Origin of the sequence: Speluncibacter jeojiensis (assembly GCF_029589495.1) — a bacterium.
Lineage (GTDB): Bacteria > Actinomycetota > Actinomycetes > Mycobacteriales > Mycobacteriaceae > Speluncibacter > Speluncibacter jeojiensis.
Window position 1 is genome coordinate 218,788 of the sequence record NZ_JAAIVF010000004.1, and the last position, 24,830, is coordinate 243,617.

Genomic DNA, 24,830 nt, shown 5'->3' on the forward strand with positions numbered 1-24,830 from the left:
GAAGCTGTGAACCGGCTTCGAATGATCGAGTGGCAGGTGGTGACGATGACGTTCCGGGACGACGCGCAACTGGACACCGGCGGGGTGTCGTCCGGCGGCGGGCGGGGTCCGAAGATGGCGCTCGGCGGCGGCATCGGCGGCATCGTCGTGGTGGTCATCGCGGTGCTGCTCGGGGTCAACCCGAACTCGCTGCTCGGCGGGTCAGATGGTGGCGGTTCGACGACGCAGGTCGCCGACAACGCGCAGATCGCGAACTGCAGGACCGGGGCGGACGCCAACAACAATGTCGCCTGCCGGATCGTCGCGACGAAGAACAGCCTCGACGCGGTGTGGGCGACGCAGCTGCCGAAGGCCGGGGTGCGGTACCAGCCGCCGAACGTGCGGTTGTTCAGCGGCGCGGTCAACACCGGGTGCGGTCAGGCGACCAGCGCGGTCGGGCCGTTCTACTGCCCGCCCGATCACACCGCGTACTTCGACACCGGATTCTTCCAAGATCTGAAGACGCAGTACGGGGCGTCCGGCGGTCCGCTGGCGCAGGAGTATGTGGTCGCTCACGAGTTCGGTCACGCGATCCAGAACCAGCTGGGCACCATCGGCCGGGCGCAGCAAGATCCGAAGGGCGCGACGTCCGCGTCGGTGCGAACCGAGCTGCAGGCCGACTGCTACGCCGGCATCTGGGCGCACTGGGCCGCGCGCACCCCGGCACCGAACGGCGGCCCGCCGATCCTCGAGCCGCTGAGCCAGTCCGACATCGACGACGCACTGTCGGCCGCCGCGGCCGTCGGCGACGACCGCATCCAGAAGCAGGCGACCGGCCGGGTGAACCCCGAGTCGTGGACGCACGGGTCGTCGGCGGAGCGGCAGAAGTGGTTCACGACCGGGTATCAGACGGGGGATGTCGGGGCGTGCGACACGTTCCGGGCGCGGAGTTTGGGGTGAGGGTCTTCTCGTAGAGCGACTTCGATTGGACACACGCGGGGCGGCTGAGCGAGCGGTTGGCGGATGACGCTCTGTCGCAGGACTATTCGGGCACAGTCGTCGACCTGCTCGGCCCTGTTGGCACCATCATCCCGATCGCAGACAAGATCGTTTCGCATCCATCATTCAATCCTGTATACCTGATCTCGGGCCGTTCAACCGGGCACCGACCCGAGTCCCCGGACCGATCAGACGAACCCTTCGGCCACCAGCGTGCTACCCGCCGACGTGATCTCGTGCCGCTGTCCAGATCCGCCGGCTACGCGGCACCAACTCTCGGCGACGAGTTTCGCCTCCACGCCCTCCTCCTCGAGACAGTAGGAGAAGCCCCCGTACATGCCGGGCACCGGAAAGTACACCTCGCAGGTCTCCGTCTCGAGCAGCGGCTGAAGTTCCGGCAGGCGCAGCCTGCTCTCCTCGACCAGGTCGGCGACGCGTCCGCGGATCACCTCGTGGAAGTGCTGCTGGATCTTCGCCAGCACACCGTAGGGAACGGTGCGTGCCAGGCGTGGCTCCAGTTCCGCGGCCGCCTCGTTGTGTCCACGCCGGGTGGCGACGTCGACCGGACGTTCGCCGCGAGCGTTCTCCAGGGTGAGCCATCCGCCGCGGGCGACAAGATCGCGGATCACCTCGACGGGGGCGTTGGCGTATGCGGCCTGGTGCAGTGGGGCGAACAGGGACGGGCCACCCGGCCGGGTGCTGTTCACCAGTCGCGGTTCTTCCTCGAGGATCGCCGCGACCACTGCCCAGTCGCATCGCTTCGCGGCGTCGGCGAGCTTGTGTTGCAGTTGCAGGTCGTCACCCGACAGCGCAACTCCCGCACCGTCCCAGATCATCTCGGTCACCCTCATGGTCATCCCTTCAGGTAGGTGATCGTGCAGGCCAGTCTCGAAGTCGCAGGTGAACTCGATGCCACCCTCCGCAACCGCGTCTATGATGTCGGACAGGCCCATGAGCTGCGCCTTCTTCCAGTCGTCCCGCTCAGTCTCCTGCGCCGTTAGGAGGTGCACGGCAACGGCCTCCTCGACCGGCTTAGCCGCAATTGATCTCGACGAGCAACTCGTACAGGTTGCGGAGCTGATGCGGTGCCCGGATGTACGGGTCCACGATCTCGATCTTCTTTGCTCCATGCAGGTGCGGGATGAGCCGACGCCGGCTCCGGAGCTGCGAGCAGCAGGCCCGCCCTCGCGACGCCCTCGAACAGCCCACCAGTTGTGAATGACAGTCGGTACGTGAGCTCAAACATGATCGGCCACTCGGAGCATTTCGGCAGAATGCCGACTCCCCTCGTCGAGCCGCAGGGCGCGACCTCGCCCCACTGCCCGTCCTGCACCGTTCACGCTCCTGACCCACTCCGATGTCCGACCCAATGTAGTCGGCGTGCAGCAACGTACACGGGACGCCCACGGCCAGGTATGTCGAACGAATGAACGCTGATCGTTACCTAGACCACGGCGTTGCGATCACGCCATCCGCCGACCCCAACGAACCGGCGAATCAGATGATCTTGTTGGATGAGGCGAGTCACCACGCTGGCACCCGCAGGTCCCGGCGAAGTGGCCTGCCCCAGGGGACGGCAGCCACCAATCGTTCGCAAAAGGCGAGGCCCACCATCGCGGGATCAACAGACGGGGGAGTCTTTCGATGAGCTCTATCCAGGACAGACAGACGCTCAGCGCCGATGCGCGCGACCGTGACGATGCGGCCGATGCCACGTAGTCCGAGCCCACCGTCAGCGAGCACCTGGCCAAGGTGTGGAAAACCATTCGCATGGCGCTCTACATCGGCGTCGGCGCCTACGCTTTCATCGGCGCCTACGTACTCATCGATCGACACACCGCACACTCGACGCTCGCCCTCCAGGTGACCGTCCCCTCCGACACCGGGTTCGCGGTGTTAGGCGCGCTTGCCACGCTGACGATTGCCATTCACGTAGCTGCGTGGGCCACCGAGCCCGACAAGCATCCCGCTCGGTCAACGATGATGCGGTCTCACCAGTACCTTCTCAGCCTGGTCGGCCTCGTCATCTCGGCGATTGCCGTCATCACGGTCCTCGGGACGCTGTTCGACGCGCCGAACAGCACCAACGCGATCGTCATCATCGCCTCACTCGGCCTCGGCTTCGCGGTATGTGTGTTCAGTGCGACCGCCGTCGCCGCGATGGACCCGGAGACAGTCACCGCGATCAGCCGGGGCGACGATGCCAAGAAGCAAGCGAGCCTCACCAACGGCATCGAGTACGTACTGCCCGATGGCCGGAACGTCCCGCAGACGCGGAAGGATTTCGTCGTCCGGGCTCTTCTCATCCCCGCACCATTGGCCGTCGCCGCGACACTCATCATCTTTGCGGTGTCTGTTGCGGCCGGGCACATTTCGAAGTGGTCGCTGCAGACCATCGGGCTCGTCATTGTGATGATGTATGCGGTCGCATCTCTGAACGCCTTGCTCGTCTGGGGCTGGCTGTATGCACGTGCCGCACGATCCGCGTCCGGTCTCGCAGGCATGACGCTCGGCACCGCGTTCTGGTTGGCCACGGTGGGACTCGCCTCTGCCGCGACCGGTTGGCCGGACGCAGCCGGGATCACGGCCCTCTTCATCGGACCGCTGGTCGTGTTATCCGCGTGGTCCTGGCCGAGGAAGACCACGACCGGGGCGCTCGGGTGGATCACACAGCGAGGCCTGCGCCCGCTCGTTCGAGCGCGGATGGCACAGCGACTGAGGCGCCTTGAGTCAGTGGCGTCGTCGAACGACGATGCACCCGGAACTTGTCAAAGTGATTGAGCCAGCGGGCGTCCTGCCGTTGTCTACTTCGGCAAGTACGGCAAGAACGCCGTAGCGAGTTCGGTTGCCTTTGCGCATAGGTCACGTTCGGGTCCGCCGTCGACCTGGGACAGGTTCACCATCACCTCAACCATTCCGTTCTGCGTAGGAAGCGATATCGTGCATTCCTTCGAGTAATCGGTAACGCTCTGGTGATCCATCGTCCCCACTCGGTCACCGATTGTGACCGAGTGAATATCCGAGTACGAACCGCTCGCCTTCAACTCATCGATCGTGTGGTGCGTCGTCAGCACCGACAAATTGAACCAGTCCCCCAACCATCCGCACCTCTTCCACCCACGGATCGGGACTCCCTGACTGTACTTACCCCGCACAGGATTAACTCCGTTGGCTGCAAGTACGTCCGCAGGCATCCCGGCACAGGGGTCCCACAGGCCTGCACTCGGATCCGCCGTCTCGATCGGCGAAGCTGTGACGGTCGTGCTGTCGGCATTCCCAGCCACCGAAGGCGACGACGAGTCGCACCCGGCAAGCATCAGGACCACCACCGATGTCACCGCGCTCAATGCGACCACAGAACTCGGCATCCGCCTCATTCTTTACCCCCGAAGAATTTGGCCAACTGATCCGCATTGGCCTGGTCAGACTGGTGGAACTTCAACGCTGTTTCCTTAATTGTGTCCCTCATCTTCGTGACGATTTCGATGCGATCGTGAAGCATCCGTTGAGCTGAGTAGTACGTGTCGCCGGTCGCCTTTGCATTGAACTTATCTTGAAGCGCCTTTGACGACTGCAGCGACTCAAGCCCCTTGATCCGTCCTAGTTGCTGCACACGCTCCTGCAACTCACGCAACTCCCCCACATGCCGATCCAGGACCCCATACAGCTTCTCCACTGCCGCCGGATCGAACTTCAATGTCCCGGCGGCCATCTCGTCGGGCTTCCACGTCATCGGGTCGGCGGACGGCGCCGCCGCCACCGAACTCATTTCCGGAGCCATCGCTCACCACTTCCTTTCGCTCACGACACCCGCAGCCGTTCCAATGCCCTGCCCACCACCTCGTCCACCGCCGCGACCACCGCGCGCGGCGACGCCGGCCGCACCGCCAGCACGCTGGTCCGGCGGATCAGGTAGCGGCCGTCGCCGGCGATGTCGACCCACGACCGAGCCTCGCTGACCTCGTCGATACCGAACCCGGTCGCAACAGTGATCTCGCCCTGCCCACTGCGCGGCAGCTCGGCCATCTGGCGCAGTTGCTGGCGCGGCGCGACCTCGTCGGCGCGTTGCAGCACCGACCTTCTCGGGCCGGCCTCCACGCGCTCCAACTCGACCGACAACCCCCGGGTGCGCCCCTCCGCGACCGGCGGCAGCAAGTCGACCACCCTGCCCACCACCTGCGAACCGGCGCAGCGGCCGATCACCACATCCGAACCGGCCGAGTCGATGTGCCCCGGAAACTGCACCGCCACCACGCCGCCGGCGCCGCGGATCCCGCCAAGCACGCGAATCGGCATCTGTCGCGGCTGCCACTGGGTGCCCAACACCTCGACACGGACCCGCGCGTGCGCGAGGGTGTCCACCACCGCCTCGAGGCCGTCGTCGCCGCGCTCGTCGAAAGCCCGTGCCGCCCTGCTTCGCTCGAGCAGCGATTCCTCAAGCGTCTCTGCCTGCGAGCTGAACCCGAACGGGTACGGCAGCTGGTCGAACCCGGCGCGCTCCCACAGCACCGAGAAGTCCAGGGCACTGAGCCGCCAGCTCATCCGCCGATCACCGGCGGCACGACCATCGGCAGCTCGCCGATCAGCTTGTTGCCGTTGTCGATCGACACCAGATAGGTCGCCGGGCGGTACTCCTCGTCGTCGTCACCGCCGCCGGACCGCGCGCCGTGCGGCATCGCCGTCGTCGACGACTTCGTCGCCCCGCGAGCCGGCGCTGTACCAACGCCCGACACCGCCGACTCGCCGACGACGCCCACGCGGCCGGCACCTCCGCCGACACTGCCGGACCCGCCCGAACCGGACAGCGGCGGCATCATCGCGCCGCCGAAACCGCCAGAAACACCACCGAGACCGCCTCCGCCGCCGATCGATCCGAAACCTCCGACCGATCCGCCGCCTCCTCCCGCACCGCCGAAGCCGCTGCCACCCATGCCGCTGCCACCCAGTCCAGTTCCGCCGGCGCCGAACCCATCCGGCGAAACCGGCGACAGACCGGCGGACGCGGTCGATGCGGGCTGACCGAACGAGCCCGAGTCCGACGGCGAGCCGAACGGCGACCCCGTCGCCGACGCTGTCGCATCGCCCGACCCCGCGCCAGGCGAACCCGGCACCGAGCCCACCGCCGAACCGTCGCCGCTCATCGGAGACTGCCCGCCCGCAGCGCCACCACCATCGGGAGCCTGACCACCACCGCCACCGCCGACCACACCCGGCAGCGGACCGCCGAGCGATCCCCCGGTCGCGCCGCCGCCCCCAAAAGCGGCTGGCGCCGAAGCCGGCGGGCCGTCGACCGGGTCCGTCGGCTGCGCGATCTTCGGCACCGAAATGTCGGCCTCGTACATCGCCGGCGCATACACGGAGTTCATCGCCATCCGCGCCTCGATGGTCGCCTCCTGCTGCGCGGTGTTCCACTGCTTGAGGCCGAGCCCCGCCAACGCCAACGGGTCGGGCGCCGGACCCAGCAGCGCCGGGTTCGGGATAGCAGGCTTGGTCGCGTCGATCGCGGTGGCCGTCGTCTCCGCCTTGATCTTGATCATGTCGAAGTCGTCGCCGAGCCGATTCGCATCTGCCGCGTGGGCGCTGATCCCAGCAAGCGCGGCCTCCGCCGCGGTGCCGGTCCACTGCCCCTCGATGGCAGCCTTCGCGTCCTGCCCCATCGTGAACACCGAGTTGTGCAGGTCGGCGCCGATCGAGCCCCATTCCTGCGCGACGTCGTGCATCGCACCGGTCTGGAGCACCGTGACCTTGTCGTAGATCTGCTGCGCGGTCCAGCTGTTGAACGGGTCCATCGCGGTGATCGCGCGCGGCTCGAAACCGGCCTGGTGGTGTTGCTCGGCGTACGCCTGGCGCGCCCGGTACTGGCCCATCTCGTCGTCGTAGCTGCCGCGCGCCTGCGTGGACGTCTCCCCCGCCTGCTGCTTCGGAACTTCGCACACGTCGAAGTCGGTCACGTCTCCCCCTTGCTCCCCGTCTCGCGCGTGCGAGCCTAATCGGTTGATCGAATAGGCATCAACTCACATGGTCGCCAGTCGCAGCACCAACGAACCAGCCGCCAACAGCAGAAACGCCGCCGGGACCGGGATCGTCACGAACCAGCGGACACGAATGTGCGCGGCGACGGCGCAGACGAAGAACAGCACCAGGCCGATCGCCGCGGCGACCCCGAGCGCAGGCACGGCGATGCCCATCAGCAGCCCGACCGCACCGGCCGTCTTCAGCGCGCCGAGCGGCAGCAGCCAGGTGCGCGGGGCGCCCACTCTGGCCGCGTTGGCGACCGTCTGTTCGGTGTGCAGGAAGTCGCCCGCGGCCGCGTAGCCGTTGGCGAGCACCGTGAGCAGGGTGACGACGAGATAGGCGGCGACCATGACGCGCTCCGGAAGATCCGATCCAACAAGCGGTTTCGCTCTGCCCTCAACGCTGCACTCTCGGGTGTTGCCCGTCCAATACCTGCATCCATAACCTGGTGGAATGGATGTTGACATCCGGCTGCTGCGGTACTTCGACGCAGTCGCGCGGGAGGGCAACCTCACCCGCGCCGCCGAGCTGCTGTTCGTGTCCCAGCCGGCGCTGTCGAAGCAGATCAAACAGCTCGAGGCGCATCTCGGGGCCGAGTTGTTCGTGCGCTCTCGGTCCGGCATGGCACTGACCGAGCCCGGACGCGCGCTGGCCGCGCGTGTGCCCGCGATGCTCGCCGACTGGGACCTGGCCGTTCGCGAGGCCCGGGACGTCGCCGCGCGGGAGGCACGCGTGGTGCGGGTCGGGTTCGTGGCCACGGCCGCGAACGAGGCCACGCAGCGGATCGTGGCCGAGTTCGGCCGCCGGTGCCCGGGATGGCGCGTCGACATGCGCAAGACCGACTGGTCCGACCCGACCGCCGGGCTCACCGACGGCGCGGTCGACGCCGCACTGCTGCGACTGCCGTTCCCCGGTCAGGACCGCCTGCGGGTCGAGGTGCTGTTCAGCGAACCTCGCTGCGCCGTACTGCCCGCCAGCCACCGGCTGGCCGATCGAGGCCGGATTGCGTTCGAGGAGTTGCGGGACGAGCCGTTCGTCACCGGACCGGCCGAGGCCGGCTCCGCCCGCGACCACTGGCTGGCCGAGGCCGAACGCGGCGGCCGCGAACCGGTGATCGGCGCCGTCGCCCGTAATGTCGACGAGTGGCTGACCGCCATCGCGAACGGCGACGGCGTCGCACTGGCCCCTCAGTCAGTCGCCCGTTTCTACCCGCGTCCGGGCATCGTGTTCCGGCCGGTCGACGGAATCGGCCCGAGCGGCGTCGCCGTCGTTTGGCCGCCCGACTGCGACGGGGATCCGGCGTTGCGCGAGTTCATCCGGTGTTGCCTGGACGAGGGCTCGACGCCGTAGCCGGCTTCCCCCGACCTCACCCCAGCCCATACATCTCCGCGAACGGATCGCGCTTCGCGTCGGTGTGCAGTTCGTACCCGATTTCGTTCGCGCTCCGTTCGGCCTCGGCCGGACCGAACAGGTCGGCCGCGCCCCGGTCACGTCCAAGCCGGCGGCCACATCCGACGATGGACACCGGTCGCGGTCGTGCGCCCACCGCGCACGGTAGGCTGCCGCGGGGCTCAATTCGAGCAGACGGGGATTTTTTTTGGGGGGTAGCACTTTCATGTCGACGCTCAAAGTCGATCCTGCACATCTGGACCGCTTCGCCGATCATCTCAGCGGCCTCGCGAATCAGAGCAGGCACGCACAGCAGTACCTCGACGAGTGGTTGAACATCACGGCCGGAGAGGGTCGGATGTTCGTGCCGGTGGTCGAGAAGATCCGCGACATCCATGCCACGCTGGCCGCGAATTGCGCTCGCGCAGCCGAGTTGTCCGGAGGCGCAGGGGCGGAACTGTCCCGCGCGGCGACGATGTACCGGACGACCGACGCCACCAATGCGGCCGATCTCGACGCCACATATCAGGAAGTGGCCCGGTGACCCGCCCTGCGGAGGCACTGACCGCGCCCGACGCCGAGGCACCGATCCCGGATCTGGTCGGCAACATTCTCGGCGCATCGCAGTACATCAGCCCGTCGTACTGGTTCAACGAAGTCGCGACCCGCATGTGCCACACCGACCCGATGAGCTGGATCTCCGAGCAGTTCGCCGGGGACTGGGAGTCGGTGCAGAAGGCGAGTGTGGCGCTGAACAACCTCAGCACGTTCTCCTCCGACTATTCGGGGGCGCTCACCACTGGAACAGCCGATCTGTTGCACGAAGGGGAAGGCCACGCGGCCGACGAAGCCGGCCAGTACTTCGCGACCTATGCGCGAGACCTGGAGAGCCAGGCGAAAGCGATCGGGCAGATCGCCGATCAGGTGCGCCAGCAGGCGCTGGGTATGTACGAGGCATCCAATGCGGTCAAGGATCTATGGGGAACGTTGTTCGACATGATCCTGACAGCGGCGATCAGCATGGCGGCTGCGGTGTTCACCGGTGGTGTGGGTGCGGTGGTCGGCGGTGGCGCCACGCTTGCCGAGATCGCAGCCGCCGCCAAGGTCTGGTCGAACATAGTGGAGGTCACCGGCGAGGCGTGGACTGGCGCACAAGGATCGGTCGGACTGATCGCCGGCTATCTCGGGGGGATGCAGACAATCTCCGTGCCGGCACTGCCCTCCGTGGCCTACGACCACCCAGGAGTCTGAGATGACCGAGCCCGAGCCGTTCCTCCACATGACGCGCGGAGACCGCGGTGTGGCGCAACATCTCCGCGACTCACTCAAGGTGCTGATGCAGCGTACTGACGACCCGGAGTTCAAGCGGCTGGTCTCCCGTGTGGTCGACGGTGGCGAGAGCCTGCGCGATGTTTACGACACTGCCGCGTTCACCCGCGTTCTCGGCCCGCTGGTCGGAAGCTTCGTCGAGCAACTCCGCGGCTTGGACGACGAGACGGTCCGCCTTCTCCAGCAGCAAGGTGAGGCGCATCTGCGCGACGTCGGAAGACAACACAGGCCGCAACCGCAACCCCCTGCCGATGATGATGACAACTACCCGTACGGCGGCCCGATCCTGACCTCCGCATGGTAAGCGTCGGATGCCGCAGAGCGCCGCGGAAAGCAACGCCGATGACGGAGACGGTTCTCCCCGCGCGCATGGCCGCCGGAGATCCGTTGATGAAGCAGAAGAATCTGCGCGGCAAGATCTTTCATCTCGTCGACCCGCTGCCAGATCGGTGCGTCCGGCACGGCAGGTCCGCCGTGGCACACCCTTTGGTCAACGTGCTCTCCGACCCGGACGTGGACGACCTTCACATCGGGCTGTTGCCGCACGGATGGGGGTCTCCGCTCATGCGTTGGGCGGCGCGAATGCAGCGCGCGGTTGTGGTGCAGGAGAAGTGGCCGCTGTGTCGCATCTGCGACCGCCTGCGCCGCTGGGGCCTTCGGGGCTTCACCGCGCTGGTCCTCTGCGGAATACTTCTGGTCGTCGCATCGGTCGTCGCAAGGATCCTGGTCGGCGAGCCGAGAACCGCGATCACGTGGATGGTCGTGACCGGCTTCGCATTACTTCCGCTGTCGTTGCTCCCGCTCTCGCTCATCCGTGTCCAATGGTTGCTGCGGGCGAACACGGTGACAGACGGATCCGCGGTCATCGTCAAACGTCCACATCCGACCTTTGCCGAGGAGGCACGGCAGATCTCAGAGGCGCACCGTGCATCGCACTGATGCGAGAACTACCGTGCCTGACTCTCGCTGAACCGGGATTCCGTTCGACACCAAGGGGGATGCATTGACCACGGCACGGCTGGAAAGTCGCGCGTTGGCAGCGGCGGCTCTACTATTCGCACTCGCATGTGCCAGTTGCAGTACTGACAACGCTGACGGCCATCCTGTTGCGCAACGGGCTACGTCTGTGCCGACATCCACCGTCACCGCATCGTATGCGCCTGTCTCGTCGCGGCCGTTGCCGCCATCCACCACACTGGTGTCGCCCGTGATGAGTGGACCAGGGACCGTCTGCGGGCCCGACGAGCACGACCGCATCGTGATCAATCGAGGGGAGGTCGACTGCACCACTGCCGTCCGAGTGATCAACGAAACCCCAGGTATGGGAGAGGCCGCACCACCGGACATCGAGGGCTGGCACTGTGGTCGCCTCGGCGGCATCGGAACGATCGACACTATCGGCTTCAACTACGTCTGCAACAGCGGCGGCACACAAGTTGTGAGGCAGACACTCGCTTCCGACCAGGACGTTCCGGTGCCCGACAACTGGGTCGATGCGAACGTGTACTTCGCGAGTTCCGCCGGCCAATCCGGCTACTTCTTTACGACGCCGAGCGGCAAGTTCCTCTGCGCGATCACCGGCGACCTCCCCACCAATTCCGCAGCCGGTTGCCACGGGCGCATTCCCGCCAACGCCACCAGCGGCCCGCGGCCGAACACGATCATGTCCTCAGACGGAGAGATCGGGACGGTGTTCCACCGCGGCGACCCGCAGTTCCAGCGACTCGACGGCGGCACCGCACCAGCACTCGGCTACGGCACCCCGCTCTATGCGATGGGCTATACCTGCACGGTCGACTATTCGGCCGGGACCACCTGCCGTAACTTCCGCACCGGACACGGCTTCACCGTCAATGACGTGCGGGCGGAGTTGTTCTGACCCGGAGCAACGCTCAGTCGCCCCGCACGACCCGCCGCGGCTCCGCACACACCGATCGCGCATGGGCCGGATCACCCAGGCGCTCCGCGAGTGTCCGGATCGCCAACTCCCTCGGCAGCGCTGCGGAGAACTTCAATCCGGCAAGCGCGGCGGGCGTCACCTCGGGATCGCGCCACCGCACATTCGACAGCGCCCGCGACACCTCGTGCGGTCCGATGCCGGGCAGCAGCCGCAGCGATCGCTCGTCCATCGGTTGCTTCGGGTCGACCACCCCCGGAAGGGAGGCCTGCAGCGTGCGATTGGCCTTGGTTCCCGCCCAGGTCCACCAGCGGCCGGAACCCTCCGGCGGCAGCGCCACGACCAGCCCCTCCGGCGAGACCGCATCGACGTAGGACGACCGCAGTTCCGACAGCGCGCCGGCCGCCCGCTTGGTCAGCGTCACGCCGGGTGGAACCGCCCGTTTGGTCAGCGACACACCCGGCGACGCTCCCCGCGGATCGGCGCCGAGCAGCACCGACCTCATGCCGCGGGCCACTTCGAACGACACTCCCCCGCCGAGCCCGGACCACTTGGCCTTACCGCCCGACCCGACCTGTTCGACGAAGCAGCGTCGGCGCTGCCAATCCACATGGGTCACCTCCCAGGAGCGTCCACCGAGCAGCAGCACCCGCGGGCCCGCGACCTTCTCGACGAGCAGATCGGTACCGACCGTGCCGACCTCTACCCGACCTGCGAGCACGAGGAACTCTGGCGGCGCGCTGAACACCGCGGTCAGGTCCGAGAAGTACCGTCGCCCGAAGCGCCGCTCCGCCTCGGGACCGATGTGCAGCATCTCGCCGTCACGCTCGAAATATCCTTCGCCGCACAGGAACTCCATGATGGCGTCGCCGTCTGCCCCGAACAGGTCCGGCAGCGACCACCATTGCCGCCAGGTGGCACCGCCGATCCGGTGCTCCTGCAGACACAGCGCCAGCAGTTGCTGCGCAGCGATGTGGCGAGGCGCGGGCGGTGCGGTGATCGGTTCGACCCAGCCGGAGGCCCAACAGTGCAGCAGCCCCAGCGCCAGCAACAGCTGGTCGTCCTCGACACACAGGAACAGGCAGTTGCGCGCCACGCCCGCTCGTCGACCGGTGCGGCCCAGCCGTTGCAGGAACGAGGCGACGGTGTTCGGCGAGCCGATCTGGATCACCCGGTCCAGGTCGCCGACGTCGATACCGAGTTCGAGCGTGGAGGTGGCGACGATGACGCAGTCACGTCCCTCCGCAAATGCCTCCTCCGACCGCCGGCGTTCGCCCGCGGACAGCGACGAGTGGGACAGGAACGTGGTCACGCCTCGTTCGCGCAGCGCCGCGCCGAGTTCCTCGGTCCGCCTGCGCGAGTCGACGAACACCAGGCGCTTCTCGCCGCGGTGCAGCGCGGCGATGACCCGCGCCGCATTGTCGAGCGAGCCGACATAGTCGACGGTGATCTCCGGCGGCAATGCGGCTTCCGGCGCCGGAGGCGATACCACCGTCGCGGCGCGCGACGTCGCCCCGCCCTGCAGCCAGGACAACAACTGCTCGGGGTTACCGACAGTGGCCGAGAGCCCGATGCGTTGCAGATCGCGCCCGGCGGTCCGGGTGAGCCGTTCGAGCACCGCCAGCAGATGCCACCCGCGGTCGTCGCCGGCGAAGGCGTGCACCTCGTCGACGACGACGACGCGCAGCCCGGAGAACAACACCCGCGGATCGACCTTGGTGGACACCAGCATCGCCTCGAGCGATTCCGGGGTGGTCAGCAGGATGTCCGGACGCTCGCGCAGGATCCGCTGACGCGCGGACTGTCCCACGTCGCCGTGCCACACCGCGGCGCTGCGGCCGAGCCACTGCGCGTACCCGTGCAGCCGCGGCTGCAGATTGTTCAGCAGCGCACGTAGCGGGCACACGTACAGCACCGAAACGCCCTGCCAGTGCTGCTCCGCCATCGCGGTCAGCAGCGGAAAGGTCGCCGCCTCGGTCTTGCCGCCGGCGGTCGGCGCGATCACCAGCGCATCGTCGCCGGCCAGGATCGGCTCCACCGCCAGCTCCTGGGTGGGCCGCAGCCCGTCCCAGCGCAACGAGTTGACCAGGTGGTGGCGGATGCCGGGGTGCAGGGCCGCGAACGCGTCCACTACAGGTCCAGCTCCACGTCGTCCGCGAAGATCGCCTCCCGCTCCTCGTCGGACAGTTCCGATTCGCTGATCTTCACCTCGTAGTCGGTGTACGGGTCGAAGTCCGGGTGCAGTTCGATCTTGTCGAGGACGTCGACGAGCTTGCGCAGGAACAGCCGCGGCGCGATGCCCACCTTGCCGCCGACCACCGGCTATCGCCGTCGCGAACCTCCGCAGGAATTCGTCGTCGGCGATCGCACGGACACGCTCACCGGATTCGCTTCCGCCACAGAACAGTTCACGCACCCGTTCGCCGAGCTCGACGAGGCGGTCCGCGTCGAATCCGGTCAGCCTCAGCTGGGGCGCGCGTGGGTTGTCGAACCGCGGATCCCCGGAGAAGTCCGTGTGCAACCGGTCCGCCAGCGGCGGCAGCTGCGCAATCCCCTGACGCCCCTCGAAGAACGGCGGCGTACCGGTGATCAGCAGGTACAGCCCCGGGAAGCGGCCATCGTGCACCTCGTCGACCAGCTGTCGCAGCGCGTTCAGCGCCTTGCCCCGCACGTCCGCGCGGACCCGCTGCAGCGTCTCGACCTCGTCGAGGACCAGCAGCAGTCCGGCGTTGCCCGCGTCGGCGAGGACGGCCAGCAACCCGCGCAGGAACCCCAGCGCGAGAAAGTTGTCGAGGTCGCCCTTGATGCCGGCGCGACGCTTGACCGCCGCGGCGACGTGGGGCTGTCCGCCGAGCCACGCGACCAGTCCGTCCGCGCCGTCGTTGTCGCCTTCCGCCAGCAACTCGCGGTAGGCACGGATCACCATGGGGAACACCGGCGCCCGTGTCGCGACCTCGGCCAGCCGTCGTTCGAGCAGCTCGTCGACGGAGACGCCCTGCGCCGCGGCGTCGTCCTCGACCGTGAACAGCCAGGCGTCCAGGATGGGGCGCAACGCCGACGGCGGGATCGAGGCGGTGTGCAGCGATTCGATGCTGCGCCGGTAGACCGATTCGAGCTTGTGCAACGGGGTGTCGATCTCGTTGATCTGCACCTCGGCGACGGCGAATCCCTTCTTCATGGCGCGGTCGCCGAGCCAGCGAGCGAAGAACGTCTTGCCGGAACCGTATTCGCCGCGGACCGCCTTGAACATCGCCCCACCGCCGGCGACGACGTCCAGTTCGGTGTCCAGCTCCGCCTCGAGCCTGCCCAGTCCGACGGCCAGCTGGTCGAGTCCGTTGGCGGGCACCGTCCCGCGCCGGAGCGCGTCGAGGATCTCGCGGCGGCGCCGCGGAGAGACCGGGCTCATGCGCTCAACCCGACCGCGATGTCGAGACCGAACTGCTCACGCAGGGTCCGCTCGTCCAACCGGACCACAGGTCCATCGATCGCCAGCACCTCATACCCCTCGACGTCGAGCACGCGCTTGACCTGCAGCAGCGCCCCCTGCACGCGTCCCGTCGGCAGTTCGAGGACGGCGGCGGCCTGGGCGAGCGTGAGCTCACGCGAAGGCACCGCCAGCAGCGCGTCCAGGAGCGCCCCGATCTGCTCCTGCTTCACCACGATTCGGCCGGCCAGCCTGATCTGGTCGCCGAAGGCGGACGATGCGAGCAGTCGCTCGACGTCGGTCGTCGTGGGCTCCTCGTCCGCCGCAGCAACGATCTCGATCGTCGGCGCCTTCTCCGGGGCCTCGTCTGGGAGCCTTGCGGCGGCGGGCTCCGGAATGCCTACGGCGGGTTCGGTCAGCGCGTTCAGTGCCTCCGGCGCTTCGGCGCATCCGTCGGCCACCGCGGCATCCATCCACTGCGCGGCCGCATCGAACTCGGGCGGGTCCGACCGGTAGGCGACCAACATCGCCAGCATGGCCGTCGCACCCGACCTGCCCGACCGCGCGTCCTTCTCGAGTCGACTGCGCACTTCCCCCAGCACCGTTTCCGGGCAGCCGGCGCTCACGTGGCGGGCGAACTCCGCGATGTGGCGGGCATCGCCGGCACCCGCGATCGCCGTGGCCATGAGCAGCCACGGCGTACCCGTCATGCCTGCGGCTGCGCGGGCGCGGACGTCGGCCAGCACCGACTCGATCTCCTCGGTGGCGGCGGTCCCGCGACCGGCCAGCACCACTTCTCTGGCGGTCCGGCGAAGCGGCGGGCGCGCGGATCGGTGCCCGGTCGGCGCGGAAGAGACATCGACCCACTGCCCGACCTGCACCGCCCACACTCCTGAACCCGACACCGACAGACGACCCAATGTAGCCAATGGGTTCCGTGCCTCCGGTGGACGCCCGCCACACTGTCGGTCGAACGAATGAATCCGGTGCGCGGTTTCTGCTGCAGCCGATGTCATTACGGGCTCCTGCCGGAGGAGACGTGGTAGATCAACTTCTGGACCTTCACCGAACCAGGAGCACGATGGCCAACCTCCCACCCCGCCGTTTCCGCTCGTTTCCGACGGACTCGTTCGATTCACTCTCGATGCACTTCCCCGAGGGTGTCAGTCGCCGCGGCGTCTACGTCCTCACCTTCGAGGACGAGTCGCGCTATGTCGGGCAAAGTGTGGATGTTGTCACGCGCTGCAGCGCACACCGGCGTCGCTGGGACGACACTGTGTCGATCGCTTTCACCGAGGTGACGTCCACGGAGAGCCTTGACACGGTCGAGCGAGAGGTGCTGGCCACCGTCGCGCGGGATCATCCGGTCCGCAACATCGCGCTGGTCGCGAACGTGACGTATCCCAGCCCCTCGGTGAACACCGTCATCGAGCCGGCCCAGTTGATCGACTGGTTCGCCACCAGCCACCAGCACGACGCCGCACCTCGCCTTGACGATGTCGACCAACGGCTGAAGACGGTCGTCAAGTTCAAGGAACTCTCTGCGCTCCAGGAGTTCGACGCGATCGCCGACGGCGTGCGCGCGTATGTGCAGGCGTGCGTTCCGGCGCCGCGCACGACAGAGCGCCACCTGTGGGCGCTCACCTCACTGCCGTCGACCGGCAAGACCCGCCGGCTCCGCCGGTTGTCCGCCTTGTCGGTCGGGCCGGTCGAGACCCTCGTGGTCCTTGAGATCACCGACGAAAACGACCGCATGGTTGGAGGCTTTCTGAATCTCGCACCGCCGAGAGGCAAGGACAAGGTACTGCTCGCAGCGTCGGTCGCCCGGCATCGGTTCGCTCACGAGGACACCGACGTGTACGCCAACGCCGGCCTGGTGACCCAACTGTGGTTCGACGACATGGCCATGCTCGAGCAGATGATGCGATCCAAGGTGATCGTCCGGTTGGCGCGCAACCTCACGGTCAGCCTGATGTTCAAGGGCCGCACCAGCTACGGCCACTACCACGACTTCAACCTCGCCGACCACATGGTGTGACCGGCGCCGCAAGCCACTTTCCCTACGAGGAGCTGTCAACGGACGAGCGGATGCCCAATTTCTTCTCCACCGAGGACGACGAGATCGACCGATCCATTCAGTACTCGGTCGACAACGGCCTGAGTAAGCGCCCCGAAAGATGAGCGATGACAAGTGGACCGGCACGGTCGACTGGCTCGTCAGGGAGCTGCCGGGCCAGCCGGTCGGCATCATCGTCGACCTCGGCCCCAAGGAGTTCATCGCGCCTGTCTGCGGTGAGGACTGTGTGTCCCGGGACGCGGGCGAACACGTCTTCTGCGCGCAAGTGCACCTCCTCGAGGACGGCGTCTTCCTGGTCCGGCGGTCACGGCGGATGCTTCACAGGCTCCGGCTGAGCAGTCACCGCAGCGCGGGTCTCGTACTCGACACCTGGGTCCACGACGGCCACTTCGAGGATTGCACCGACGGGTATCTCTTCACCCGGGACCACACGCTCGCGGCCCAGATCGTCGTAGCGTGGTTCCGCGACAACTCGGATGCGCCGCCACACAGCGAGATGGGCTGTGCTTACGAACTCGCCGATGTCCTTCCCGCCGAGGCGTACGAGGACGATCCGACATCGGGTGACTGACCGCCACCCATGCCCCCCTGAGCGTGCGCAGAATCCGCATCGCGCCCCATTTCCTTGCAGCGCGAAAACAGCGGCCGCGTACCAAAATGAAGTCCAGAATGGCACTACAAACCCGACCGCCGCGTTCACCTCGGCCACCACGGAAAGGGTGTGACGATGTCGCAGCAACCCCCGGAGCCGCCCTCGGGCGGCCGGTATCCGTACGGCGGCGGCCCGGATGACCCATACCCCCAGCCGATGCCCGGCTATCCGCAGGGGTACCCACAATTCGATCCCTACCAGCCGCCACCGCCGCCTCCGAAGAAGAAGTGGCCGTGGGTGGTCGGAGGTGTCGGCGCGCTGGCCGTCCTGGCCTTGATCGTTGCCACCGGAGTCATCCTCGCCTCCGGCAACACCGGCAGTTCGCACTCCACCGCCGCGGGCGCACGCTCCGCGACGGCACCGGCGGTGGCACCACCGGTCGCCCCGCCGGCTCAGGCCGCCCCGACCAGCGAATCGGCCAGGACGACTTCGCGAGGCCTTCCCACCAACGGCATCCTCAAGGTGGGCACCGACATTCAGCCCGGCGAGTACCGGATCACCCCGGTCGACGCGAGCGGCGGCTACTGGGAACGTCTGTCGTGCGTCACGGGAGACTTCAGCTGCATCATCGCGAACGACAACGTCTCCGGTGACGGATACCTGTCCGTGCTGCCCAGCGACGTGGCCGTGAAGGTGCAGGGCCTCGAGCTCACCCCCACCGGCGCACCGGCCCAGGGCCCGGCACCGACACCCAACCCGGTCGGCGCGACGCCCGCCGGCACCGACTCACAGGGCTTCGTCGGCAATTCCGCGGCACGCTGCAACGCGAACAACGACGCGGTCGCGATCGGTCGCACCGCCGGCTCGCTGATCGTGGTGTGCGAGACCGGGGTTGGCAGGTACTACTACAAGGGCGTCCGCGTCTCGGATGGCGCGGGGATCGAGATCGACGATCCGGTCCGCAGCGGTTCAGGGTTCGTCGCCACCAACAACGGAGTGCAGTACACGCTGAACAGCAACGCGCTGACCATCACCAAGGGGTCGACACAGCTGTCCGACGAGCCGATGCTGCAGTACTGGTCGAACTGAGGTCCTGCGGCCGAAGAGAGCGGAGTTTACCTCGCCAGCACGCTGGGCGCGGTGTCGCACCACACTGCACCGCAGCCACGGATGCCCGCTATGCCAGGGGAGTTCGAGCTACAGCGGCGACCACCGCTCCGGCTGTCAGCACAAGAATCGCGGCTGTGGCAGTCACGCCCTTCAAGATGGTGGCACCCGCCGCGCATCCTTCTGCGTCGGTGTGCGCCGAAATTCACCGCGGGAGGTCGGGGCTCAGAGCTTTCGCAATATCAGTCGCCTTGTCGCAGGGAGCCTGTGGCGCAGCGCCGACCGAAGTGTTACCGACGACGACCGAGACGACCCCCTGTTGGACACCCAGGATGATGCCGCAATCCTCATCAAAGGATGACTGCGGAGAAGTGAACTTCGCCGCCTTGTTCCAGCCGCTCAGGTCCACCGGAGTGAAGTCGACGTACGAACTGTTCCCTTGCGCATCTTCGAAGGAGTACCCGTGTGACTCCACGGTGAGGGTGTACCAATCGCCGTCCCATGAGCACGAGCGGTTCTCCTCGTCCTGCACGCTGATGTCGTTGTATTTCGAGAGCGTCAGCCTGTCGCCGATCGCGGAGAGTTGGGACTGCGTGAGCTGACAGGGGTCGAATACGGAGCGGTCGCCCGCGGCGTCGTGACCCGCACGAGGAGCGGCACTTCCGCATGCGGCCACGGACAGTGCCGCGACTACGCCAGCGCCAGTGGCGACCAGCCAATTGCGGTTCACGCTCCGTATCCTGCCCTTCTGATGCCAGCCGCAGATTCGCCTTCAGCCTGTCCGTACCGATCACCGATTTTCCGGAATACATCGCCCATCTCGGTTGCGACGGCGATCCGATCCCGAAGGTTTGACAGCAGGTCGTAGTAGGAACCCCCGCCGACCGCGAGCTGCTTGAACTTCTCACCCAGTTGCATTGCCGAAGGCAATGTTCCGTACCCGTCGGTGCGCCCCAGAAGTTCGGCCTGCTTTTGCAGCTTTTTCAACTCTTCGACGTGCGCGTCACACCGGTCCGCGCACTGCTTCGCCACCCCGGGCTCCAGCCACAGCTCCCCGCGTCGACCGACCCGGAAATCTGCTTCCACCGATCCAACTGGCTCGTCACCGCTCCCCCTTCATCCCCGCACGACCTGCCCGTCCAGCACCCGCGCGACCATACCCTCGACCGACTCGGCGATCTGCGGCCTCGACGCCGCACCGACCGTGACCATCTGCCCCAATCGCAGTAGATACCGCCCGTCGTCGGAATGATCGACGTACTGCACCGCCTCACTGCGCCGCCCCAGCCCGACCCCGTGCGACACGATCAGATCACCCATGCCGTCGCACGGCGCCGACAGGAACCGCCGCCACCGCGCCCGCTCGGTCGGCTCCGCGCCGGCCGACACCAGGTACGACCTGGCGCGCTCGTCCTCGTCCGGCTGCTCCTGTAGTTCGGCCGGCGAGACGCGCAGCGGCCGTTGCCGTCCCGGGTCGGCGGACGGCAGCAACTGCACCACCCGCCGCGCCATCTCCTCGGCTGCGCAGGTCCACACCAGCACATCAGCGCCGACGTCGTCCGTCGCGCCGGGCAGTTGCGCCAGCACGACACCGTCACCGCCGCGGCGGGCGCCGAGGATCCGCACGACCATCGGCCGTGGCACACGGACCATACCCAACACCTCGACCCGCACCTGCGCGTCGGCGATCATCGGCGCCACCTGGTCGAGCCGCCGATCCGCCCGGGCCTCGAGCGAGCGTCGCGCCGCGTCCATCTCGGAGCGGTAGTCATCCCACGTCGGCGCGTTGCCGTAGTACGAGATCGGGTGCGGCAGTTCGTCGAATCCGGTGCGCTCCCACAGCGCCGCGAACTCGCGGCCGGTCAGCCGCCAGCGCGCGCCGCTCACGCCCCGATCACCGGCGGCACCACCTTCGGCAACTCGCCGATCAGCTCGTTGCCGTTGTCGATCGTCACCAGATACGACGCGGGGCGGTACTCCTCGTCCTCATCCTCACCGGAGTGGCCGCCACGCGGCATCGTCGAATGGGTACTGCTCGCTGCGCGACCGGACTGTGCGCCGCCGACACCACCCACGCGCGGCGCCGCAGTCGACTCGGACTCCGAACCGCCGACGTCCCCGCCGGATCGGCCGACTGCCCCGAACCAAGTCCTGTACCGCCGGTGGCGCCGGCACCGTCACCTGAGCCGGAGTGGTTGCCGGACAACGGGTTCACCCCATCGGCTGCGGGCACCTGGCCGTCCTGCGGCCCACCGCCAGTCGCCGAGCCGTCTGCACCGGGCGCCGAACCGCCGCCGTGGAGACTGTCGAAGCCCGTTGCACCGCCGGTAGATCCACCTGATGATCCCGCGCCACCGCCGAACGGGACACCCGCACCGCCCGGACCGCCGCTGACCGGATCCACCGGTTTCGTGAGCGCGGGCACGCCGTTGTCGGATGCCGCGACCCCCGGCTGATAGACCGTGGTCATCACCCGCCGCGCCGCATCCCGCGCCGCGTTGAGTTCCTGGTTGTGCGCGCTGACCAATCCCTGATGCCAGCCACCCGGACCGGCCGGGCCGTCGCCGAAGCCGATGAAGTGCCCGACGCCCTGCAGCAGCGACGACGCGCCGGTCACACCGTCGTCGACCCGCGCCGGGAACTGGCTGACCGTCTGCGCGATGCTCTCGCCCGACTCGGCGACCTTGCCCCCGATCGCCTGCACCGTCGTGGCGGATTCGCCGCCGTCGCGCGCGAAGCTGCCCACACCGGCTCCCGCCGCGTCCGCGCCGACGCCGCTCCACCCGTTCCCGATGACCTTGCTGATGTCGTCCTGAAGGGATTGCTCCTGCTGCGCCAGCGCTGCGCCGAGCGACTGCCATGCCCGCGCGCGACCGCTGATCGGGTCCGCCTTGAGCGTGTCGACATGCGAGCGGATTGCGTCGTACGACCAGTCGCCGAACGGCTCACGCGCCGCGACACCCGGCGGAACCGTTCCCCCGACTTGACCACCCACGCGACCCACCCCTCCCCTGAAACTTCCCCGAGCCCGATCCATCGGGGCGCGAACAGGTTACCGGACTGGCTATCGACCGGACCGAATCGGACGGCGCCGCGGACACCTCTTGCCGGGTACTGCGCAGCAACAGACGCTCACGACTTGCAGCACACATGGTCTGACGCTGCTCGTATTCGATCTCGTGCGCGGCACGCAGCGCCTCGGCCGGCCCGAACAGCTCGGCCAGGAAGGCACCGGTCATGTCGATGTCGGCTGCCACGCCGGACGACGTCCACCGATCGCCGTCGTGCACCCACTGCACGCCGTACACCCACTCGACGTCGTCGCCCTGTCCCGACACCCATTCGAAGGCGATCTTGTTCGACGTCGCGCGGTACCCGTCGAGCAGCCCGGCGGCGGCCAGCACACCCGATGCCGTGCACACGGAGGCGACGATCTCAGCCTTCGCCGCCCAGTCCCGCAACCAGCCGAGAAAGTGATCGTCGGCGGCCAACGCCCGTGTCCCGATCCCGCCGGGCACCAGGACGACGTCGGGAGTCGCGGCGTCGCGGTAACTCGTCGTCGTCATGTGTCGGTGCTCGACACCGCCCGCCGCGCGCGCCATTCTTGACACATCACCGACGCCGGGAGGTTGCGATGGCCGACAACGACACGATCCTCTACGACGACGGCGCGATCCGCTGCGACGAGCGGCAGCTGACCATCCGCCGCTACTACCCGTGGGGTGACAAGCGGATCCGCTACACCGCGATCGACGGCGTCGAGCGATTGCCGCTGACCGGCGTGCACAAGGCCCGCAAGTGGCGGATCTGGGGTTCGGGCGACTTCGTGCACTGGTGGAACCTCGACACCGGTCGTCCGCACAAGGACACGGCGCTCGTGATCGACGTCGGCATGCGCATCTACCCGACCATCACCCCGGACGATCCGGACGCCGTCGAACGCATCCTCACCGAGCACATCATCCGCGCCTGACCTCGATTCACCGCGCGCACTTCTCGATCAACTCGTAATGTGACGCGTGTCGACTCGAGGAGGACGGATGTCCGAACGTGTACGTCACCGCGGCGGGCTGCTTGCCACCGTTGCGACCGTCGCCGCGACCCTCGCCGTCGCCGGGTCTCCATCAGCCCTCGCGCAGCCGATCGCGGTGCACCAGGACGCGACTCTCGACCTACCCCAGGTCGGCTTGGGGCAGACGCTGAGCTTCCCCGGCCGGGATGCGACGGTGAGCCTGAACATTCCTGTCCCCCAAGGCATGACGCCGTCGGCTCTGCGCGGCACCATCCAGGTTCCGGCCGGAGCCGGCCGCGGCTGGATCGACGCGGTCGCGAACGGCCGGATCCTCAGCCGCATCGAGGTGCCCGCGGGCGAGCCGACCGCCCCGGTGACAATTCCGCTCGCCGGGGTGCCGATCGCCGACAACGCCGCCCAGGTGCAGTTGCGCTCGCACCTGGCGCCGCTCGACGACCACTGGTGCGACGAGGACTGGTGGGACAACGCGCTTGCGATCCGCGACGCCGCGGTCGACTACACGGGTGACGAGGTCCAGCCGGCGGTGATCGCCGACTTCCTGCCCCCCGCGCTCGAGCGGCTCGACCTCTATGTGCTCGCCAACCCGACCGCCGACGAGTCCGCGGCCGCATTGGAGTTCGGCACCGCGATCACCGCGCACTACGCGAACCAGCGCACGGTCGTCGACCTGCGGGCTCTCGCGCCCGGGCAGACGATGCCCGACCAACCGGTGGGCCTGCTCGAGCGGCAGGTCGTCATCGCCGAGTCCGACAATGCCTCCGCACGCCTGGACCGGTCCCCCGGCGGGGTTCCGGTCCTCACGCTGTCGGGTCGGGGCAGTTCGCTGTTGGACCAGACCCGGTTGCTGGTCGACTCGCTCGACAAGATCGTGGTCGCGTCGAAGGCCACGGCGGGCGCCCTGGACACCGCGCCGGTGCTGGCGCCCGACAGCACCACCCTCGGCGATCTGGGCGTCACGCAGCTGAGTTCGACAGCCGCCGGCCGTGCGCGGGTGACGATCGGCCTGGACCAGACGCGGCTCGGCCGGTCCTCGGACAACGTCACCGTGCATCTGCTCGGCAACTACACGCCGCTGCCGAACACCCAGAACGGTCAGATCACCGTCACCGTCGGCGACACCACGCTCGCGCATTGGCCGGTCGACGACAGCGGCCGCATCGACCAGCAGATCACGATCCCCAACGCCCTGCTCGCGCGCTACACCCAGATGGTGGTGACCCTGCAGGTCGCCGGCGCGATGACGTGCGGATCCACCCAGCCGGCAACGCTGTCCATCGACCCGGCGAGCCCGGTCACCAGCGACACCGCCTCGCCGCCGGTCCCGGCCGGATTCGGCGCACTGCCGCAGGCGCTGATGCCGACCGTGGACGTGGGCCTGCAGCAGAACACCTTCGCGAACCTGCAACGCGCCCTGATCCTCACCACCGGCTTGCAGGCAATGTCGGTCAATCCGATGCGGCCGCAGCTGGCCTCGTTCGACGACGCCGTCAACTCCACGTCGCCGACGATTCTCGTCGCTCCCGACGGCAACCTGCCGAACTCGATCAAGCTGCCGCTGTCGCGTACCGGGAAGGACACCGTCCAACTGGCCGACCCGAACGGTTCCGGCCCCGCGCGCACCGTGGATGTGCCGTCGCTGCAGTTCGGTTCGGTCCAGACCACCTGGGACGCGAACCACGATCGGATGCTGCTCGTCGCGACGTCGACGGCGGTCCCGGGTGACCTCGACCGGATCCTCGACTGGCTGCACGCCGACCACGACCGCTGGTTCACCCTCACCGGTGACGTGCTTTTCCAAAGCGGCGACCGTGGACCGGTGGACCTGTCGTCGTTCCCGCCGCCGAACCACCAGGTGGCCGCGCCGTCCCAGGGCACTCCGGTCCGTGGCATCCTCACCGCCGCGGGAGCCATCCTGATCGTCGGCCTCCTCGGAGCGGCAGCCGTGTGGATCGGGATGCGGCGCAAGTCCCGGTCGAACTCCTAGGGGAC

Annotated in this window: 26 protein-coding genes and 1 pseudogene; 13 read left to right on the forward strand and 14 right to left on the reverse strand. The window is 67.8% G+C overall.

What is annotated here, in order from left to right; all coding sequences use genetic code 11:
• Positions 1-45 precede the first annotated feature (45 nt).
• Entirely contained in the window at positions 46-939 is an 894-nt protein-coding gene (gene ypfJ / locus G4X40_RS14280) for a KPN_02809 family neutral zinc metallopeptidase (protein ID WP_277833380.1), read from the forward strand.
• 227 nt (positions 940-1,166) lie between these two features.
• On the opposite strand, the gene G4X40_RS14285 is transcribed toward ypfJ, so the two are convergent.
• On the reverse strand, positions 1,167-1,988 hold the full coding sequence (locus G4X40_RS14285) for an ankyrin repeat domain-containing protein (protein WP_277833381.1): 822 nt from the start codon (positions 1,986-1,988) through the stop codon (positions 1,167-1,169).
• Positions 1,989-2,748: 760 nt separating this feature from the next.
• Here G4X40_RS14285 and G4X40_RS14290 point away from each other — a divergent pair.
• Complete coding sequence (locus G4X40_RS14290; RefSeq protein WP_277833382.1) at positions 2,749-3,759, forward strand: hypothetical protein; 1,011 nt, start codon at positions 2,749-2,751, stop codon at positions 3,757-3,759.
• A gap of 23 nt (positions 3,760-3,782) precedes the next feature.
• On the opposite strand, the gene G4X40_RS14295 is transcribed toward G4X40_RS14290, so the two are convergent.
• The 5 genes from G4X40_RS14295 to G4X40_RS14315 form a co-directional block, all read right to left on the reverse strand.
• Positions 3,783-4,307: a DUF3558 domain-containing protein gene (locus G4X40_RS14295; protein WP_277833383.1), complete on the reverse strand. Its 525-nt coding sequence runs from the start codon at positions 4,305-4,307 to the stop codon at positions 3,783-3,785.
• 44 nt (positions 4,308-4,351) lie between these two features.
• A complete protein-coding gene (locus tag G4X40_RS14300; protein WP_277833384.1) occupies positions 4,352-4,759 on the reverse strand; it encodes a hypothetical protein in 408 nt (135 codons plus the stop codon).
• 20 nt (positions 4,760-4,779) lie between these two features.
• A complete protein-coding gene (locus G4X40_RS14305) occupies positions 4,780-5,520 on the reverse strand; it encodes an ESX secretion-associated protein EspG (protein WP_277833386.1) in 741 nt (246 codons plus the stop codon).
• On the reverse strand, positions 5,517-6,929 hold the full coding sequence (locus G4X40_RS14310) for a hypothetical protein (RefSeq protein WP_277833387.1): 1,413 nt from the start codon (positions 6,927-6,929) through the stop codon (positions 5,517-5,519). Before G4X40_RS14310 ends, G4X40_RS14305 begins: the two co-directional genes overlap by 4 nt.
• Before the next feature lie 63 nt (positions 6,930-6,992).
• The gene (locus G4X40_RS14315) at positions 6,993-7,343 is read right to left on the reverse strand and encodes a DoxX family protein (RefSeq protein ID WP_277833388.1); all 351 of its coding nucleotides are present in this window, start codon (positions 7,341-7,343) and stop codon (positions 6,993-6,995) included.
• Between the two features lie 103 nt (positions 7,344-7,446).
• Between G4X40_RS14315 and G4X40_RS14320 the strand changes: the two genes are divergently transcribed.
• The 6 genes from G4X40_RS14320 to G4X40_RS14345 all read left to right on the forward strand — a co-directional run bounded on the left by G4X40_RS14320 (position 7,447) and on the right by G4X40_RS14345 (position 11,590).
• The gene (locus G4X40_RS14320; RefSeq protein ID WP_277833389.1) at positions 7,447-8,343 is read left to right on the forward strand and encodes a LysR family transcriptional regulator; all 897 of its coding nucleotides are present in this window, start codon (positions 7,447-7,449) and stop codon (positions 8,341-8,343) included.
• Positions 8,344-8,608: 265 nt separating this feature from the next.
• Positions 8,609-8,926: a type VII secretion target gene (locus G4X40_RS14325; protein WP_277833391.1), complete on the forward strand. Its 318-nt coding sequence runs from the start codon at positions 8,609-8,611 to the stop codon at positions 8,924-8,926.
• The gene (locus G4X40_RS14330) at positions 8,923-9,633 is read left to right on the forward strand and encodes a hypothetical protein (RefSeq protein WP_277833393.1); all 711 of its coding nucleotides are present in this window, start codon (positions 8,923-8,925) and stop codon (positions 9,631-9,633) included. Before G4X40_RS14325 ends, G4X40_RS14330 begins: the two co-directional genes overlap by 4 nt.
• Before the next feature lies 1 nt (position 9,634).
• A complete protein-coding gene (locus tag G4X40_RS14335; RefSeq protein ID WP_277833395.1) occupies positions 9,635-10,015 on the forward strand; it encodes a hypothetical protein in 381 nt (126 codons plus the stop codon).
• Between the two features lie 38 nt (positions 10,016-10,053).
• Complete coding sequence (locus G4X40_RS14340) at positions 10,054-10,650, forward strand: hypothetical protein (RefSeq protein WP_277833397.1); 597 nt, start codon at positions 10,054-10,056, stop codon at positions 10,648-10,650.
• Between the two features lie 187 nt (positions 10,651-10,837).
• Positions 10,838-11,590: a hypothetical protein gene (locus G4X40_RS14345; RefSeq protein WP_277833399.1), complete on the forward strand. Its 753-nt coding sequence runs from the start codon at positions 10,838-10,840 to the stop codon at positions 11,588-11,590.
• A gap of 13 nt (positions 11,591-11,603) precedes the next feature.
• Here the strand turns inward: G4X40_RS14345 and G4X40_RS14350 are convergent, their stop codons facing one another.
• From G4X40_RS14350 to G4X40_RS14360, 3 genes and pseudogenes are all read right to left on the reverse strand, one after another.
• Positions 11,604-13,739, reverse strand: a complete 2,136-nt coding sequence (locus tag G4X40_RS14350; RefSeq protein WP_277833400.1) for a DEAD/DEAH box helicase — start codon at positions 13,737-13,739, stop codon at positions 11,604-11,606.
• Positions 13,739-15,014, reverse strand: a pseudogene (gene brxD, locus G4X40_RS14355) (BREX system ATP-binding protein BrxD). Before brxD ends, G4X40_RS14350 begins: the two are co-directional and overlap by 1 nt.
• On the reverse strand, positions 15,011-15,826 hold the full coding sequence (locus tag G4X40_RS14360) for a hypothetical protein (protein WP_277833401.1): 816 nt from the start codon (positions 15,824-15,826) through the stop codon (positions 15,011-15,013). Before G4X40_RS14360 ends, brxD begins: the two are co-directional and overlap by 4 nt.
• Positions 15,827-15,978: 152 nt before the next feature.
• On the opposite strand from G4X40_RS14360, the gene G4X40_RS14365 reads away from it, so the two are divergent.
• The 3 genes from G4X40_RS14365 (at position 15,979) to G4X40_RS14375 (ending at position 18,790) form a co-directional block, all read left to right on the forward strand.
• Positions 15,979-17,070 (forward strand): GIY-YIG nuclease family protein, encoded by a 1,092-nt coding sequence (locus G4X40_RS14365; RefSeq protein ID WP_277833403.1) that lies wholly within the window; start codon positions 15,979-15,981, stop codon positions 17,068-17,070.
• 139 nt (positions 17,071-17,209) lie between these two features.
• Positions 17,210-17,680, forward strand: a complete 471-nt coding sequence (locus tag G4X40_RS14370) for a hypothetical protein (RefSeq protein WP_277833405.1) — start codon at positions 17,210-17,212, stop codon at positions 17,678-17,680.
• 237 nt (positions 17,681-17,917) lie between these two features.
• Entirely contained in the window at positions 17,918-18,790 is an 873-nt protein-coding gene (locus G4X40_RS14375; protein ID WP_277833406.1) for a hypothetical protein, read from the forward strand.
• Positions 18,791-19,013: 223 nt separating this feature from the next.
• Here G4X40_RS14375 and G4X40_RS14380 read toward each other — a convergent pair whose 3' ends face one another.
• From G4X40_RS14380 to G4X40_RS14400, 5 genes are all read right to left on the reverse strand, one after another.
• On the reverse strand, positions 19,014-19,538 hold the full coding sequence (locus tag G4X40_RS14380; protein ID WP_277833408.1) for a DUF3558 family protein: 525 nt from the start codon (positions 19,536-19,538) through the stop codon (positions 19,014-19,016).
• Positions 19,535-19,840, reverse strand: coding sequence for a hypothetical protein (locus tag G4X40_RS14385; protein ID WP_277833409.1), 306 nt, complete (start codon positions 19,838-19,840; stop codon positions 19,535-19,537). Before G4X40_RS14385 ends, G4X40_RS14380 begins: the two co-directional genes overlap by 4 nt.
• A gap of 84 nt (positions 19,841-19,924) precedes the next feature.
• Positions 19,925-20,695 (reverse strand): ESX secretion-associated protein EspG, encoded by a 771-nt coding sequence (locus G4X40_RS14390; RefSeq protein WP_277833410.1) that lies wholly within the window; start codon positions 20,693-20,695, stop codon positions 19,925-19,927.
• Between the two features lie 64 nt (positions 20,696-20,759).
• Positions 20,760-21,803, reverse strand: coding sequence for a hypothetical protein (locus G4X40_RS14395; protein WP_277833411.1), 1,044 nt, complete (start codon positions 21,801-21,803; stop codon positions 20,760-20,762).
• Positions 21,754-22,374, reverse strand: a complete 621-nt coding sequence (locus G4X40_RS14400; protein WP_277833412.1) for a DJ-1/PfpI family protein — start codon at positions 22,372-22,374, stop codon at positions 21,754-21,756. The genes G4X40_RS14395 and G4X40_RS14400 overlap by 50 nt, the downstream gene beginning before the upstream one ends.
• Positions 22,375-22,442: 68 nt before the next feature.
• On the opposite strand from G4X40_RS14400, the gene G4X40_RS14405 reads away from it, so the two are divergent.
• Together G4X40_RS14405 and G4X40_RS14410 are read left to right on the forward strand one after the other, a co-directional pair.
• Positions 22,443-22,781, forward strand: coding sequence for a PH domain-containing protein (locus tag G4X40_RS14405; protein ID WP_277833413.1), 339 nt, complete (start codon positions 22,443-22,445; stop codon positions 22,779-22,781).
• Between the two features lie 67 nt (positions 22,782-22,848).
• Positions 22,849-24,825 (forward strand): hypothetical protein, encoded by a 1,977-nt coding sequence (locus G4X40_RS14410; protein ID WP_277833414.1) that lies wholly within the window; start codon positions 22,849-22,851, stop codon positions 24,823-24,825.
• Positions 24,826-24,830 lie beyond the last annotated feature (5 nt).

Excerpts from the sequence above, each read along its gene's own strand:
- ypfJ (WP_277833380.1), top strand. The coding sequence starts at position 46 with ATGACGTTCCGGGACGACGCGCAACTGGACACCGGCGGGGTGTCGTCC.
- G4X40_RS14290 (WP_277833382.1), top strand. The coding sequence starts at position 2,749 with ATGGCGCTCTACATCGGCGTCGGCGCCTACGCTTTCATCGGCGCCTAC.
- G4X40_RS14300 (WP_277833384.1), bottom strand. The coding sequence starts at position 4,759 with ATGGCTCCGGAAATGAGTTCGGTGGCGGCGGCGCCGTCCGCCGACCCG.
- G4X40_RS14305 (WP_277833386.1), bottom strand. The coding sequence starts at position 5,520 with ATGAGCTGGCGGCTCAGTGCCCTGGACTTCTCGGTGCTGTGGGAGCGC.
- G4X40_RS14315 (WP_277833388.1), bottom strand. The coding sequence starts at position 7,343 with ATGGTCGCCGCCTATCTCGTCGTCACCCTGCTCACGGTGCTCGCCAAC.
- G4X40_RS14320 (WP_277833389.1), top strand. The coding sequence starts at position 7,447 with ATGGATGTTGACATCCGGCTGCTGCGGTACTTCGACGCAGTCGCGCGG.
- G4X40_RS14325 (WP_277833391.1), top strand. The coding sequence starts at position 8,609 with ATGTCGACGCTCAAAGTCGATCCTGCACATCTGGACCGCTTCGCCGAT.
- G4X40_RS14335 (WP_277833395.1), top strand. The coding sequence starts at position 9,635 with ATGACCGAGCCCGAGCCGTTCCTCCACATGACGCGCGGAGACCGCGGT.
- G4X40_RS14340 (WP_277833397.1), top strand. The coding sequence starts at position 10,054 with ATGACGGAGACGGTTCTCCCCGCGCGCATGGCCGCCGGAGATCCGTTG.
- G4X40_RS14370 (WP_277833405.1), top strand. The coding sequence starts at position 17,210 with ATGAGCGATGACAAGTGGACCGGCACGGTCGACTGGCTCGTCAGGGAG.
- G4X40_RS14375 (WP_277833406.1), top strand. The coding sequence starts at position 17,918 with ATGCCCGGCTATCCGCAGGGGTACCCACAATTCGATCCCTACCAGCCG.
- G4X40_RS14400 (WP_277833412.1), bottom strand. The coding sequence starts at position 22,374 with ATGACGACGACGAGTTACCGCGACGCCGCGACTCCCGACGTCGTCCTG.
- G4X40_RS14405 (WP_277833413.1), top strand. The coding sequence starts at position 22,443 with ATGGCCGACAACGACACGATCCTCTACGACGACGGCGCGATCCGCTGC.
- G4X40_RS14410 (WP_277833414.1), top strand. The coding sequence starts at position 22,849 with ATGTCCGAACGTGTACGTCACCGCGGCGGGCTGCTTGCCACCGTTGCG.